Origin of the sequence: Arthrobacter sp. StoSoilB13, from assembly GCF_019977255.1 — a bacterium.
Classification (GTDB): Bacteria; Actinomycetota; Actinomycetes; order Actinomycetales; family Micrococcaceae; genus Arthrobacter.
In genome coordinates this window covers 1,450,782-1,463,874 of the sequence record NZ_AP024647.1, presented here as the reverse complement: position 1 = coordinate 1,463,874, position 13,093 = coordinate 1,450,782, and the positions used below count along the sequence as shown (strand labels likewise).

Genomic DNA, 13,093 nt, shown 5'->3' with positions numbered 1-13,093 from the left:
TTTTTGTTTTCATGCTGCGCCAGGCGCCCGCGGTGCCGGTGCTAGGGACCAGTGCCGGTGCTAGCATCAAATCCGGTATGGCTGCGTGCGGGGAATGAATGGGAAGGCCGGATGGTCAAGGAAGACTTCAACCAGGACCTGGATCGACAGGCCCTGCAAAGGAACAGCCCCGTAGCGGTGTACCAGCAGGTTGCAGACGTCCTGACTGATCAAGTCAGCCGGTTGGAACCGGGCGCACGGATCCCGACCGAGGAATCGTTGATGGATGAGTACGGGATCAGTCGTACTACGGTCCGCAAAGCAATAGAAACCCTTGTTGTGAAGGGGTTGCTTGTTCGCCGGCAGGGCAAGGGCACTTTTGTCATGGCGCAGCGTCCGGTCCGGATGCTGAACCGCCTGGCGCCCTTCATGGAGACGTTCACAGCAGCAGGAATGAAGACTGTCAAAGGCCTGATTGAATACAAATGGATGGAGAAGGACAGGTCCGTGCCAGCCAAGCTGGTTTCCGATGACAATCTCGTCCTGGTGATCCGTCGCTCCTATTCAAGCGGCGGATGGCCCTATGCCGTTGCGGAAATCTTTATCCCTTCCCACATCGGCCGTCACATCAGCCTCGCGGATGCTGAGCGCAATTCCATTTACCAGGTGATCCAGGACAGGACGTCCAAGCCTCTCCAGCGGGCCGAAATCACGGTCACGATGCACGCCCCACCGGAGCACCTTGCCGATGCCTTGAATGTCCGTGAATTTCCCATGGTCCCGCGCTTGGAGCGGACCACTTTGGGGCCGCACGGTGAAGTCCTTGAATGCACGGTGACTTATTTCCACCCCAAGGGTTTCGAAATCCGTGCTGAAGTGGCCACGGACGTTGGTCCTGGCCAGGACCCTTTGGAGTCTTCCCTGCTCTAGGCATGGTTGGCGACAGAAGCAGAATGGCCGGACCCTGGAAGGGATCCGGCCATTTGCATGGTTCACGTGCACATCAGAGAGCCGTAAGGCCCTACCTCGCTAGAGCTTGTCGAAGTCGGTTTCGTCGATCGTTGCACCACTGGAGGCCGGGGCCCCGGCCCCGATGGCAGGCTTGCTGCCTCCGGACTTCAGAGCAGCCAGGCGGGCCTCAATTTCGGTCTGCTCCCCGAGGTCTTCCAGCTGATTGAACTGGGCATCCAAGCTGGATGCGGCAAGTTCCTGCTGGCCCAGGACCTTGGCTTCCTCCCGGCGAATCTTCTCTTCGAAACGGCCAACTTCACTGGTTGGGTCCATGATGTCAATGCTCTTCAAAGCATCGTGTACCTGCGACTGCGCAGCTGCGGTCTTGGAGCGGGCTACGAGTTCGTTGCGCTTCGCCGTGAGCTGGTTGAGCTTGTTCTTCATCTGGTCAAGCCCACTCTTGAGCTTGTCCACAACCTCGGTCTGGGACGCAATGCTGGGCTCCGCGGCCCTGGCTTCCGACTCTGCCGTCATCTGACGCTGGATGGCAACCTTGGCCAGGTTGTCGAACTTCGTGGCATCCTCGGTATCACCGGCAGCCCGGTACTCGTCGGCCTTGCGCGACGCGGCAAGGGCTTTGTTGCCCCAGTCCTGGGCGTTCTTGACGTCTTCGTTGTAGTCGGCCTGCAGCATGCGGAGGTTTCCGATGGTCTGAGCCACTGCCGACTCGGCCTCAGCAATGTTGTTCGTGTAGTCGCGGACCATCTGGTCCAGCATCTTCTGCGGGTCTTCAGCCTGGTCCAGCAAAGCGTTGATGTTTGCTTTGGCGAGCTGCGAGATCCGGCCGAAAATGGACTGCTTAACCATGGTGTTGCCTTTCGTCCTGCTCAGTGGAACCCACTGAAATCAGTGATCAGTTGTTGTACCGCTCCTAGATGGGGCATGGACCCCAGCTAAAGTGTGGGGCTAGAAACTGCCGGAGTCGCCGCCGCCGAAATCACCTCCGCCGCCACCCCAGTCGCCGCCGCCGGAGTCGCCACCGAAGAATCCGCCGCCACCGCCGTCGCTGTGGCCGCCGCCCCAACCGCCGCCTCCGCTGTTGAAGATGGAGTTGATCAGGATACCGCCGAGGATTGCGCCTCCAAGGCCGCCACCTCCGCCGCCGCCTCCGAACATTCCACCGCGGCCGTAGCCTTGATCGGCATAACCGAAGTGGTCGACGTCGGCCTGCGCCAGTTGGGCTGCCTGTGCAGCGAGTGAGTGGGCCTGCCGGGCGTAGGTCAACGCCGTTACAGGGTCATTGCGCGAGATCGACAAAGCGTAGTCCAGATTGCGCTGGGCTTCGGCGAGCCTGGTGCGGGCCTCAGTTCCAACGCCGCCACGACGTGCCGTGATGTAGTCCGAGGTTGCGCTGATCTGGGCCTGCGCCGCCATGATGGTCTGCTGCAAGGATGCTTGCGCGCGGCGGGCCTGTTCCTGCTGGTCCCGGATGCCGGTCAATGACTGATCAAGCGCTTGGTGCGCTGTTTCAACGCGCGTCAGGGTGGCAATGGGGTCGATCTTTCCACCTTGGATCTCTGTCTTGACCTGGGCAAGCGCCGCTTCCACGCCAGCTACCGGTCCTGCGAGTTCAGGATGTTCACCTGACTGGATCATGGCCCTGGCCTGCGCGAGGTCCTGGCTGGTCTCGGCGACAGCGCTTTCCAGGGAGGCGCGGGCCTCGTCAAGGCTGCCCGCCGTCTTGGAGATCGCGTCGATCAGGACGTTCGTCTGGTGCAGGCTCTCTTCGGCAGCGCGAACCGCTACGGCGGCCAGGCTGTTTTCTCCCGCAGCCAGTTTTTCCTGGGCGGTAGTGGCTGCATTCTGAACGAACGCCAGGCGTTCCTTCGCCTGCAGGATGTTGTCGGAGACCTGCGTCAGCGCAGACTCGGCGTACTTGCTGCGAAGGCTTTCAAGGGATTGCTCTGCAGTGGCGATCCTGGAGTCGGCCTCCCGGGCACCTGCCGTGACGGTGGCCAGGGCCTGCGGGGCCTTCTTCTCGAGCTCGCGAAGGGAGTCGAAGTCTGCCTTCTGGTCACGCAGTGATGCGAGGGCCGCCTCGGAACGGCGAATAATCTCTCCGAGCCACGTCCGCTGTTGTTCCTCGGTGTCCGGAATATGGTCGTCCAGTTGCTGTTGCAGCTTGAACGATTCGGTCATGTGGGCTTTGGCTTCCTGAAGAGCCTTGGTGAAGTTGCCGATCGCCGAATCACCGTACTGGGCCTGGGCGAATCCGAGTTCCTGTTCGCTGGATTTAATGGCGTCATCGGCCTCGATAAGCAACGAGCCGCTCTTCTGGCGCAGCTCCGGAATGCTCAGCCCTGCCAGTGGGTCAAGCTCTTCTCCTTGGGGGCCGTAGCTGGCGCTGGATGCCTGGCCGGTCTTCTTGCGGCGATTTCGCAGGTAGAGGTAGGTGGCTGCGCCGCCTGCTGCCACTACGCCCACACCGACGAGGACTCCGACACTGCCATTACCGCTCGGCACGGTGCCGCTGCCGCCACCGGCGGCGTCGCCAATTGCTGCGGCTGTGTCAATTGCTGCCTGGGCGTAGTCCTTCTTGCCGCCGCCCAGGTTGGCAGCCACGGCGTTTTGGGCTATAGCGCCCTGCTTCGAGTAGATGGGGCTACCTGAGTTGAGCGCGAAGTTGTACTGGCCAGCCGTGGAAATCGCAAGGATCGCATCAGGCTTGCCCATGCCCTTGGCTTTGGCTACCGCTGCGGTCCACGCCTTGGGATCTGACGGATTCTCGAAGGAGTTCACCGTAACCACGTACAGGTTGTATTTGTGGTCCTTGAGTGTTTTCTGGATGGCTTCCTGAACTTCGCCCTTGCGGCTGCCCAGGACATTGGCATCATCCACGATGTTTTGGCCGGACGGTATGGTCACCGGATCTGCAGCCCAGGCGGCGCCGGCCGGGAGGGCCAACATTCCAGCCACGCCAATCACGGCGAGTACACGTTTCACTATTGACCGCATGTGCAACCCTTCAGCACGTCTGCGACTGGAACAAGGCGAACCAATCGTCACAGAATGCTCAGCGCCCCCACGCATGGTTTGTAAAGCCGCAGGTCGCTGTGGCAATTCCACTTGATTCTATGGTGCACCCCATACCCCGTCCACAGCGTTGAATATGCCACCAGCGAAACATAGGAGAAACGCGCAATGCCCGCGCGTTGAGGCTCTGTGTATCAGCCCTCGCTTTCCTTTACCCAGGTCCTGTGCAGCACTGAAACGGGCTTTCAGGAAGCTCCCAGCGAACGTCCGATTTTGTTCCAGTAATAAGGGCCATAGTTATGGGAGACAAGGATGAAAGGAAGTCCCATGACGGAGAACCCAGCGCAGGGCACCGCACCAGAGAACCGTGATCCGTCCGAGCCCCGGGATCCCGCTGAAAGCTCTGACGCCGCCCCAACCCAGCAGCAGCCAACCCAGCAGCAGCCAACCCATCAGCAGCCCACCCAGCACTCTGCTTGGAATTCCGGGCACGAAACCGGTACGCATGCAACAACTCCGCTGCCGGCCTTCCAGCCTCCTGCCCAATCGGCGCCTCACACCAATGGCAGTCCAGCCAATGCCAACCCAGGGGCACAGGGCAACACAGGCCAGCCAAACACGGGGGCACAGACCAACGCAGGCCAGCCACACACAGGCCAGCCAAACACAGGCCAGCCACAGTACTACGGCGGCCCTCAGCCCCACGAACCCGGGCACCGCCCCAACTACCCGCAGCACCAGCCGTTTTACGGCGGGGGGACCAACCCCGGAAACCACGCGCCCGGAAACCCCGCTCCCGGGCAGGGCTTCCACAGCGCACCTGCCCAGCAGTCCCCGGTAGGCACCAAGCGCAAGCCGGCTTTCGGTATTGGGACGCTGCTTGCCAGCATCCTCGCCGCGGGCCTGGTGGGTGGCGGCGTGGTGGCGGGCAGCAACATGCTTTTGGACAACCCGGCACCGGCGGCTTCAACGGGCGGGCAGTCGAGCACCGTGATAGTCAACAACAAGGATGACGTCAACGTCATCACAGCAGCGGCAGCCAAGGCGTCGCCGAGCGTCGTCACCATCAAAGCGACGGCCGGTAACGAAGGCGGAACGGGCTCCGGCATCATTATCGATGACCAGGGCCACATCCTGACCAATACGCACGTGGTGACCCTGGATGGTGCTACGTCTAATGCTGCCATCGAGGTCCGCACCAGTGATGGGAAAGTCCTGAAAGCCAAGGTCGTTGGAACCGATCCGCTATCGGACCTTGCGGTCATCAAAGTCGACGACACGTCCGGCTTGGTACCTGCCACGCTCGGTGACTCTTCGAAGATCAATGTGGGGGACACCGCCGTCGCGATCGGTTCGCCGCTTGGCCTGACTGGCACTGTGACGGACGGTATTGTCTCCACGCTCAACCGCACTATCAGCGTCGCCTCCTCTGCTGCGCCGAAGGAAGGCACTGACGATTCGCAGGGTGGTGACCAGGGCTTCCAGTTCGCCCCTCCGGGCGGTGGCCAGGGCCAGCCGACTGCGAACGAGGGCTCGATCTCGATCAACGTGATCCAGACTGACGCCGCGATCAACCCGGGCAACTCCGGTGGTGCGCTGGTGAACAGCAAGGGCGAGATCATCGGCGTCAATGTCGCCATCGCGTCTGCAGGCAGTGGCACATCGGATTCCTCAACCGGCAACATCGGTGTGGGCTTCAGTATCCCGATCAACCATGCCAAGCGGGTTGCACAGGAAATCATCGATACCGGCAAGGCAAGCCATGGCCAGTTTGGTGTCTCTGTGCGGTCGAAGTCGTCCACGGGCAGCGATTCAGGGTTCTCGGTTGGCGCGGAGGTGGCTTCAGTGACCTCGGGTTCGGCCGCGGCGAAGGCAGGCATCAAGGTTGGCGACGTCGTCACCAAGTTCGGTGACTACCAGGTGACTGACCCCAACCAGTTGACCGCGGCGGTCCGCGAACAGCCCGCTGGCGCCAAGGTCAAGGTAACTATCCAGCGCAACGGCCAGTCCCAGGAAGTGGAAGTCACTTTGGACGCTGCACAGCAATAACAACCCAACGGCAGTAACCTGCACAAAGGAGACGACGGCGGGCGGCACCTCAGCGGTGTGGCCCGCCGTCGGTCTGTGCCCGCAGTTGCCGTACCGAATGAAACAGGCGTTAACGCACAATCGTTTTTCTGCGGGTTTCTGCGGGCAATATGCTTAGCTAGGGGAAGCCCACACGCTGGGCAATTCACGGCCACGCTCCTGCGGTTGGCCGTCCACAAGCATGGAAGGCTGCTTCGAAGACAGTGGAAGAGACATTGAAGATTGTCGTTCTGGTCAAGCACGTCCCGGACGCGCAGTTCGACCGGCACATCACAGGACCCGGCAACACAACTGACCGTGATGAGAGCATCTTGTCCGAACTTGACGAGTACGCACTTGAGGCAGCACTGCAGCTGGCTGAAGAGCGTGGCGGGGCCAAAGCCGGCAACGAGGTCATTGCCCTCAGCATGGGGCCCTCCGGTGCGGTAAACGCAGTCAAGAAGTCGTTGCAGATTGGCGCCTATTCCGGGGTCCACCTCAGCGATGACGCGCTGGCTGGTTCGGACGCCGCGGCCACGTCGTTGGCGCTTGCAGCCACCATCCGCCATCTCTCCGCAGATGGACGCCCGGTGGACCTGGTTCTGACCGGCATGGCTTCCACGGACGGCGAGACCTCTCTCATCCCGGCTCAGCTGGCCGAGCGGTTGTCGCTCCCGCAGCTTACGTTTGCCTCAAGCCTGGAGGTTAACGGCGGAACCGTGGTGGCGCGTCGGGATGCCGGCTCCCACTCGGAAACCGTGGAAGCGCAGCTCCCGGCGCTGGTCTCGGTCACAGATCAGATCAATGAACCGAGATACCCCAATTTCAAGGGAATCCTGGCAGCGAAGAAGAAGAAGATTGCCTCGTTGTCGCTTGCCGATATCGGTGTCGATCCTTCCGAGGTAGGCCAGGCAGGCTCGTGGACGGTTGTGGAGTCTGCAGCTGCCCGCCCGCCCAGGACCGCAGGTACGATCATCACCGACGAGGGCGACGCCGGCATCAAGCTCGTCGACTTCCTGGCCGCACAGAAGCTGCTCTAAAGGACTCCAACCATGGCAAATGCACTTGTTTTCATTGACAATCCCGGGGCTGCGCTTAAGAAGAGCAGTTTGGAGCTCCTGACCCTTGCGCGGAAGCTGGGGGAGACCGCCGTCGCGATCAACGGTGAATTGACCGACGACGTCGCAGCTACGTTGGGTGCCTATGGCGTGGCGACGATCTTCCAGCCCTCTGCGGATGACCTGGACGACTACTTGGTTGCGGCTAAGGCCGGGTACCTCGCGGCGGCAGTGGCGGCTTCAGGCGCAACAGCTGTCCTGGTCGAAAACTCGCCGGAGGGCAAAGAGATCGCGGGACGACTCGGCATTAAGCTGAACGCCGGAGTCATCACCGACGTCGTTGGTGTGGATGCGGATGGCACCGCCCACAAGTCGGTTCTCGCGGGTTCCTACAACACCACGGCAAAGGCCACTACTCCGGTGTCGGTCTTTTCCGTAAAAGCGAACATCGTGGAACCAGAGCCGGCAGGCGCAGCCGCAGCTCCCGCGACCGCCAAGGTTGAGGTTCCTGCAGATGCTGCAGCGAATGCGGCCCGGATCTCCTCGCGCACGGTGAAGCCCGCCAGTGGCCGGCCCGACCTCAGCGAGGCCAGGATCGTTGTGGCCGGCGGGCGGGGCGTCGATGGCGACTTTGGCCCGTTGGAAGAACTCGCCGATGCCCTTGGTGCTGCCGTTGGCGCTTCGCGGGCAGCAACCGATGCTGGGTGGATTGGCCACGACGCCCAAGTGGGCCAAACCGGTGTGACTGTGTCTCCGCAGCTGTATATTTCGGCAGGCATCTCAGGAGCAATCCAGCAAAAGGCTGGAATGCAGACGTCCAAGGTCATTGTGGCGATCAACAAGGATGCAGAGTCTCCTGTCTTTGAGATCGCGGACTTCGGCATCATCGGTGATCTGTTCAAAGTTGTGCCGCAGGCAACAGCTGAGATCAAAAAGCGGAAAGGCTGATCCCTTTGACTTCTGGCGTTTCGTCAGCAAAGAGCCCGTTCAACACCTCCACGGAGCGTGTTGAGCGGGTGCTTTGTTTTACTGCCCATCCTGACGACATCGACTTCGGAGCCGCAGGAACCATAGCTGCCTGGACTGCTGCCGGCGTACAGGTCACCTACTGCATCATGACTGATGGCGACGCCGGCGGGTTTGATCCCGTTGACCGGGAACGCATTATCGAACTCCGTGCCACGGAACAGCAACGGGCGGCAGAGTTGGTGGGGGTCAAAGACATCCGGTACCTGCACGAACACGATGGCTACCTTGAGCCGACACACAACGTCATCAAGCAGGTTGTGAAGCTCATCCGGGAAATCCGCCCGGACATCGTGTTGACCATGCACCCGGAACGGAACTGGGACCGCCTTCAGAAGAGCCATCCGGATCACCTCGCAGCCGGGGAAGCCGTGACCAGGGCGGTTTATCCCGCCGTGGAGAATCCCTTTGCCTACCCTGAGTTGGCTGAGGCCGGACTTATGGCCTACAAGCTTCCCTGGCTCTGGTTTATCTCCAGCCCAGAGGACCGTGAGAACCATTTCGTGGACGTCACCAAGCATGTTGATGCCAAGCTCGATGCGATCCGCATCCACGCGAGCCAGCACCCGGACATCGAGGGGATGGAGCGCGTGGTCCGTGGCATGTTAATGGCCAACGGTGCCCGTGCAGGGCTTCCTGCCGGGGCAAGCGCCGAGAGCTTTCACGTAGTGTCCGTCAACGGATCCAATACTATCGCCGGCTTTTGACATTGCCGATATGTAACCCGTGTCATATGCTGGACCTCGGTTAAATCATATTTATTCGAGGAAGGCAGACTTTGATGGCGAAGACTGCACAGCAACCCGTGCTGGTGATTATGGGAGTCTCCGGTTCGGGCAAGTCGACTGTAGCCGGCGTACTGGCCGGCAAGCTTGGATGGGATCTCGCCGAAGGCGACGATCTCCATCCGGAAGCGAATGTGGCCAAGATGCACTCGGGCCAGGCCCTCAGCGATGAGGACCGGTGGCCTTGGCTTGGCATTATTGCCCAGTGGATCCGGGAACACACAGATGCCGGTACGCCGGCCATCATCACGTGCTCGGCATTGAAGAAGAAGTACCGCGACGTACTCCGGGGCGAAGGGGTTGTCTTCGTTTTCCTGCAAGGGAGCAAAGACAAGATCTCGGACCGGCTCGCGTCGCGGCACGGCCACTTCATGCCGCCCTCGCTGCTGGAGTCCCAGTTCGAAGCACTTGAGGAACCCACGGAAGACGAGAACTACATCTCGCTGTGTGTTTCGGCCTCGCCCGCTGAGGAGGCGGACGAGGTCATCGAACGGCTCGGCTTGCGTCCCCTGGGCGCGGGTTCCGAAGCGGCAGCCTCATGATCGCGCTGGAAACGGCCACACAGGTGCAGGAATGGTCCGGGCACGACACCCAGCTTCTTGTGGTGGCAGCGTTGGGTATTGCGCTGATCGTGGTTCTGATCGCAAAGCTGAAACTCCACCCATTCCTGGCCCTGGTGCTGGGCTCGGCGTTTGTTGGGCTTGCCTCGGGTGTGGAGCTGGGCAAAGTCATTACCAACTTCGAAGACGGGGTTGGGGGAGTCCTCAAGGAAGTCGGCCTCCTCATTGCCTTGGGCGCCATGCTTGGCAAATTGCTTGCCGACTCGGGCGGGGCCAACCGGGTAGTGGACACCTTGTTGGCGAAGGCCACCGGCAACAAGATCGTCTGGATGATCACGCTTGTGGCTGTGATCATTGGGCTGCCGATGTTCTTCGAAATCGGGCTGGTGCTCCTGCTGCCGGTGATTGTCCTTGTGACGCAGAGATCCGGGATGAAGCTCATGCGGATAGCCATACCGGCTTTGGCGGGGCTTTCCGTTCTCCATGGCTTGGTGCCCCCGCACCCCGGACCCCTGATCGCCATCAGCGCCGTAAAGGCTGAATTGGGCACAACACTGGGCCTGGGCATCCTTGTTGCCATTCCCACGGTCATGATTTGTGGCCCGCTCTTCTCGCGGCTGGCCGCACGTTGGGTTCCGGTGGAGGCTCCCGCCGTGGCGGGTGGCATCGATACCAAGCACCGCGCAGACCTTAGTGACGTCAAGCGCCAGCCCTCGTTCCTGGTAACGCTGCTGACCATCATCTTCCCCGTGGTCCTCATGCTGCTCAAGGCATTGGGCGACATCATCTGGCCGGACGCGGCGACCGCTCCGATGATCAGGATCTTCTTCGATTTCGTGGGCCAGCCCCTGGTCGCCATGACGTTGGCGGTACTGGCCGCCATTGTGACGTTTGGATACGCGGTGGGATTCACGGGCAGCAAGATCACCGCCAAGCTGGGCGACAGCCTGGGCCCCATCGCCGCAATCCTTTTGATCGTCGGAGCTGGCGGCGGCTTCAAGCAGACACTGATTGGTGCCGGCGTGGGTGACGCCGTCAAGAAGTGGGCAGAAGGCGCCAACATGTCCGTCCTCGTGCTGGGCTTCATCGTGGCGGTAGCGCTCCGCCTCGCCACGGGTTCGGCGACCGTTGCAACCGTGACTGCTGCGGGCATCGTCGCGCCACTGGCCAGCAGTTTGACCCCCACCCATGCGGCTCTGCTCGCCTTGGCAATCGGAGCAGGCTCATTGTTCCTCTCGCATGTGAATGATGCCGGATTCTGGCTGGTCAAGGAGCTCTTTGGGCTGACGGTCGGGCAGACGTTCAAGACGTGGTCCGTCATGGAGACGCTGATCTCCGTGGTCGGCTTCGGGTTCGTGATGCTCTTGTCGCTGGTTTTGTAGCTGCGACTCACCTGAAAGCAAGAACGACGGCGGCCGGCCCACCTTGGTGGGACGGCCGCCGTCGGGCCTTAAGGGTTGACGCCATTCCTGGCTGAGATCAGGCGCTCAGCGGAACCACCAACACAGGTGGCTGCGTGGGAGAGCTTGACCCGCCAGCAGGCTCCACCGTAATAGCTACTGAGGAAGCTGAAGACAACCCCTTCACTACTGCCGGCTTGGACAATGTCTGGGCGTCCATAGTGCCCTGCGGCACGGGGGCTGACCCATCCTTCGGCAATGTCCACAACTGGTAGACCTTGCCCTCGGGGGCCGGGGCAACGCCGTCCATCAACACCACAAAGGAGTCCTTGGCGGAGGAAGCGGAAATCGTTGCCGTGCCCCCTCCAGGAACCTCTGCAGTTTTCTTTTGGACATCCTGGGCCTGGAGGACCTGGTTCACGGGGTCGTTCTGGGCGGCAACGTATGCACCGACACCCACGCCGCCCAACGCTATGGCAGCAGCAGCCGCAGCACCCACCAGCCATGCGCGCCCGCCACTGAAGCTTCGGCGTTCCACGCGCTTTGTCCGGGCGGCGGCGAGTTCATCGACGACGGTCCCAGGTGCCGAGGGAGGGGCCGCGTCAGCAGCCGGCTGTGCAGCAGCGTCTTTCGCGATCCGGTCCATGATGTTGCCGAAGAGGGCGGCGGGCGGCTCTTCCTCGGGAGCGAAACCTGCCACCAGGGTCTCGCGGGCCTGCCGGACCCGCTCCTGGAACGCTGGACCTTCCGGAGCGTCCTTGACGTAATCGTCAATCAGGGCCCGTTCGGATTCGGTGACAGCATCCAAGGCATAGATTTCCGCGAGTTCGAGGACGCGGCCCTCGGCCAGGTCGGTTGCGATGTCATTGGCGAACATTCTGCGGACAAATCCTCCACCATTGTTTTCGCTCATTTCAGCCCACCCCCAAGCAGGTCTTCAAGCGCAGGAGTCCATCGCGGATGCGGGACTTGATGGTAGGGACCGCGGCACCAAGGTGCTCCGCAACCTCCCTGTAAGTGAGCCCACCGTAATAGGCGAGGCGGACCGATTCCTGCTGGGTATCCGTCAATGTGCCAAGGCACCTGCTGACGGCCTCGGCCTCAAAGTTCGTGTCGGCTTCCTCGGATACGACGTCGCGATCAAGGTCCTGGCTCGCTGCGCCGTACCGGGCTTCGCGGTCCGTTGCTGCCTGCACGACACGGACGCGGTCGATGGCACGGCGATGAGCGATGGTCATGAGCCAGGCCATGGGGCTGCCGGACGCGCGATCGAACCTGGCGGCGCCCTGCCAGACCTGGATGAAAACTTCCTGGGTGGCGTCTTCGCTCAGCTCGGAGTCGATCAGGATGCGCCTGGCCATGCCAAAGACCCGTTTGGAGGTCAGCCGGTAAAACTCGGCGAAGGCCACCTGATCGCCTGCAGCAATCAATTCAAGCAGGCCCGTGAGCTGCGAGTTCAAGTCTGTCGCCGTGCCCGAAGTCTCGACGACCGGGGGACCGGGATTGTTGGGGATGTCCATCACTGTCCAGCATAAGTCGTGTGGTTTGAAACCCGCAGCACGAGGGCGCGTCGTTGTGCGCACAGCCGTGCAGCGGTTTGCCACCACCAGGGCCTCCAGCGCGCTCACATCGGCTCCCTCATCGAATGTCCAAGGCAGGAATTGATCCTGCATAGGTTATTCGCAGCTGCGGGCGCTGCGGATGGGCTACACCTTGGCGCCGGCAAATCCGTTCTGGCGCCACGCCTCGAAAACGGCGATGGACGCGGCGTTTGCCAGGTTCAACGAACGCAGGGAAGGCCGCATCGGGAGCCGCACCCGGGCCGTGACGTGCGGATCCTTCTTCAGCCAATCCGGGAGGCCGACAGATTCAGGGCCGAACATCAGTACGTCGCCCTCGCGGTAATTAATATCCGTGTAGGACGTTTCGCCGTCGGACGTAAAAGCAAACACACGCTCAGGCTGCAAGGCAGCCCAGGCTGCGTTAATGTCCTTATGGACCGTTACGACGGCGAGGTCGTGGTAGTCCAGGCCCGCCCGTCGCAGCTTGGCATCGGAAAAGTCAAAGCCCAGGGGCTCCACCAGATGGAGTTCGGCGCCGGTGATGGCGGCCAAACGAATGGCGTTGCCCGTATTGCCCGGGATTTCTGGAGTGTGGAAGAGGATGCGGAACACCGTCCCATCCTAGCCAGTCCCGCCCCAGCCGGTTCCATCGAGCTGGCTTCATGATGAGTC

12 protein-coding genes are annotated in these 13,093 nt (G+C 61.6%); 7 read left to right on the top strand and 5 right to left on the bottom strand.

The window, feature by feature from the left end; translation table 11 throughout:
* The first annotated feature begins 111 nt into the window (after positions 1 to 111).
* Positions 112 to 909, top strand: a complete 798-nt coding sequence (locus LDP01_RS06860) for a GntR family transcriptional regulator (RefSeq protein WP_224088135.1) — start codon at positions 112 to 114, stop codon at positions 907 to 909.
* Positions 910 to 1,008: 99 nt separating this feature from the next.
* Here the strand turns inward: LDP01_RS06860 and LDP01_RS06855 are convergent, their stop codons facing one another.
* Both LDP01_RS06855 and LDP01_RS06850 read right to left on the bottom strand, forming a co-directional pair.
* Complete coding sequence (locus tag LDP01_RS06855; protein WP_216924066.1) at positions 1,009 to 1,797, bottom strand: PspA/IM30 family protein; 789 nt, start codon at positions 1,795 to 1,797, stop codon at positions 1,009 to 1,011.
* Positions 1,798 to 1,896: 99 nt separating this feature from the next.
* Positions 1,897 to 3,945 carry a TPM domain-containing protein gene (locus LDP01_RS06850; RefSeq protein WP_224088134.1) on the bottom strand — a complete coding sequence of 683 codons (2,049 nt, stop codon included), beginning with the start codon at positions 3,943 to 3,945 and terminating at the stop codon, positions 1,897 to 1,899.
* A 345-nt stretch (positions 3,946 to 4,290) separates the two neighbouring features.
* Here LDP01_RS06850 and LDP01_RS06845 point away from each other — a divergent pair, with 345 nt between their 5' ends.
* The 6 genes from LDP01_RS06845 to LDP01_RS06820 all read left to right on the top strand — a co-directional run bounded on the left by LDP01_RS06845 (position 4,291) and on the right by LDP01_RS06820 (position 10,841).
* Positions 4,291 to 6,012 (top strand): trypsin-like peptidase domain-containing protein, encoded by a 1,722-nt coding sequence (locus LDP01_RS06845; RefSeq protein WP_224088132.1) that lies wholly within the window; start codon positions 4,291 to 4,293, stop codon positions 6,010 to 6,012.
* 254 nt (positions 6,013 to 6,266) lie between these two features.
* On the top strand, positions 6,267 to 7,070 hold the full coding sequence (locus LDP01_RS06840; protein ID WP_216924063.1) for an electron transfer flavoprotein subunit beta/FixA family protein: 804 nt from the start codon (positions 6,267 to 6,269) through the stop codon (positions 7,068 to 7,070).
* A gap of 12 nt (positions 7,071 to 7,082) precedes the next feature.
* Complete coding sequence (locus LDP01_RS06835; RefSeq protein ID WP_224088130.1) at positions 7,083 to 8,036, top strand: electron transfer flavoprotein subunit alpha/FixB family protein; 954 nt, start codon at positions 7,083 to 7,085, stop codon at positions 8,034 to 8,036.
* Positions 8,037 to 8,041: 5 nt separating this feature from the next.
* Positions 8,042 to 8,821 carry a PIG-L deacetylase family protein gene (locus tag LDP01_RS06830; protein WP_224088128.1) on the top strand — a complete coding sequence of 260 codons (780 nt, stop codon included), beginning with the start codon at positions 8,042 to 8,044 and terminating at the stop codon, positions 8,819 to 8,821.
* 74 nt (positions 8,822 to 8,895) lie between these two features.
* A complete protein-coding gene (locus LDP01_RS06825; protein ID WP_224088126.1) occupies positions 8,896 to 9,441 on the top strand; it encodes a gluconokinase in 546 nt (181 codons plus the stop codon).
* Positions 9,438 to 10,841, top strand: coding sequence for a GntT/GntP/DsdX family permease (locus tag LDP01_RS06820; RefSeq protein ID WP_224088124.1), 1,404 nt, complete (start codon positions 9,438 to 9,440; stop codon positions 10,839 to 10,841). The genes LDP01_RS06825 and LDP01_RS06820 overlap by 4 nt, the downstream gene beginning before the upstream one ends.
* A 97-nt stretch (positions 10,842 to 10,938) precedes the next feature.
* Here LDP01_RS06820 and LDP01_RS06815 read toward each other — a convergent pair whose 3' ends face one another.
* The 3 genes from LDP01_RS06815 to LDP01_RS06805 all read right to left on the bottom strand — a co-directional run bounded on the left by LDP01_RS06815 (position 10,939) and on the right by LDP01_RS06805 (position 13,033).
* On the bottom strand, positions 10,939 to 11,772 hold the full coding sequence (locus LDP01_RS06815; protein ID WP_224088123.1) for an anti-sigma factor: 834 nt from the start codon (positions 11,770 to 11,772) through the stop codon (positions 10,939 to 10,941).
* A 1-nt stretch (position 11,773) separates the two neighbouring features.
* Positions 11,774 to 12,379 (bottom strand): RNA polymerase sigma factor, encoded by a 606-nt coding sequence (locus tag LDP01_RS06810; protein WP_527249066.1) that lies wholly within the window; start codon positions 12,377 to 12,379, stop codon positions 11,774 to 11,776.
* A gap of 186 nt (positions 12,380 to 12,565) precedes the next feature.
* Positions 12,566 to 13,033 (bottom strand): tRNA (cytidine(34)-2'-O)-methyltransferase, encoded by a 468-nt coding sequence (locus tag LDP01_RS06805; RefSeq protein ID WP_224088121.1) that lies wholly within the window; start codon positions 13,031 to 13,033, stop codon positions 12,566 to 12,568.
* Between the last annotated feature and the right edge of the window lie 60 nt (positions 13,034 to 13,093).

Coding starts and splice junctions, on each gene's coding strand:
- LDP01_RS06835 (WP_224088130.1), top strand. CDS start 7,083: ATGGCAAATGCACTTGTTTTCATTGACAATCCCGGGGCTGCGCTTAAG.
- LDP01_RS06820 (WP_224088124.1), top strand. CDS start 9,438: ATGATCGCGCTGGAAACGGCCACACAGGTGCAGGAATGGTCCGGGCAC.
- LDP01_RS06850 (WP_224088134.1), bottom strand. CDS start 3,945: ATGCGGTCAATAGTGAAACGTGTACTCGCCGTGATTGGCGTGGCTGGA.
- LDP01_RS06860 (WP_224088135.1), top strand. CDS start 112: ATGGTCAAGGAAGACTTCAACCAGGACCTGGATCGACAGGCCCTGCAA.
- LDP01_RS06815 (WP_224088123.1), bottom strand. CDS start 11,772: ATGAGCGAAAACAATGGTGGAGGATTTGTCCGCAGAATGTTCGCCAAT.
- LDP01_RS06845 (WP_224088132.1), top strand. CDS start 4,291: ATGACGGAGAACCCAGCGCAGGGCACCGCACCAGAGAACCGTGATCCG.
- LDP01_RS06855 (WP_216924066.1), bottom strand. CDS start 1,797: ATGGTTAAGCAGTCCATTTTCGGCCGGATCTCGCAGCTCGCCAAAGCA.
- LDP01_RS06825 (WP_224088126.1), top strand. CDS start 8,896: ATGGCGAAGACTGCACAGCAACCCGTGCTGGTGATTATGGGAGTCTCC.
- LDP01_RS06810 (WP_527249066.1), bottom strand. CDS start 12,379: ATGGACATCCCCAACAATCCCGGTCCCCCGGTCGTCGAGACTTCGGGC.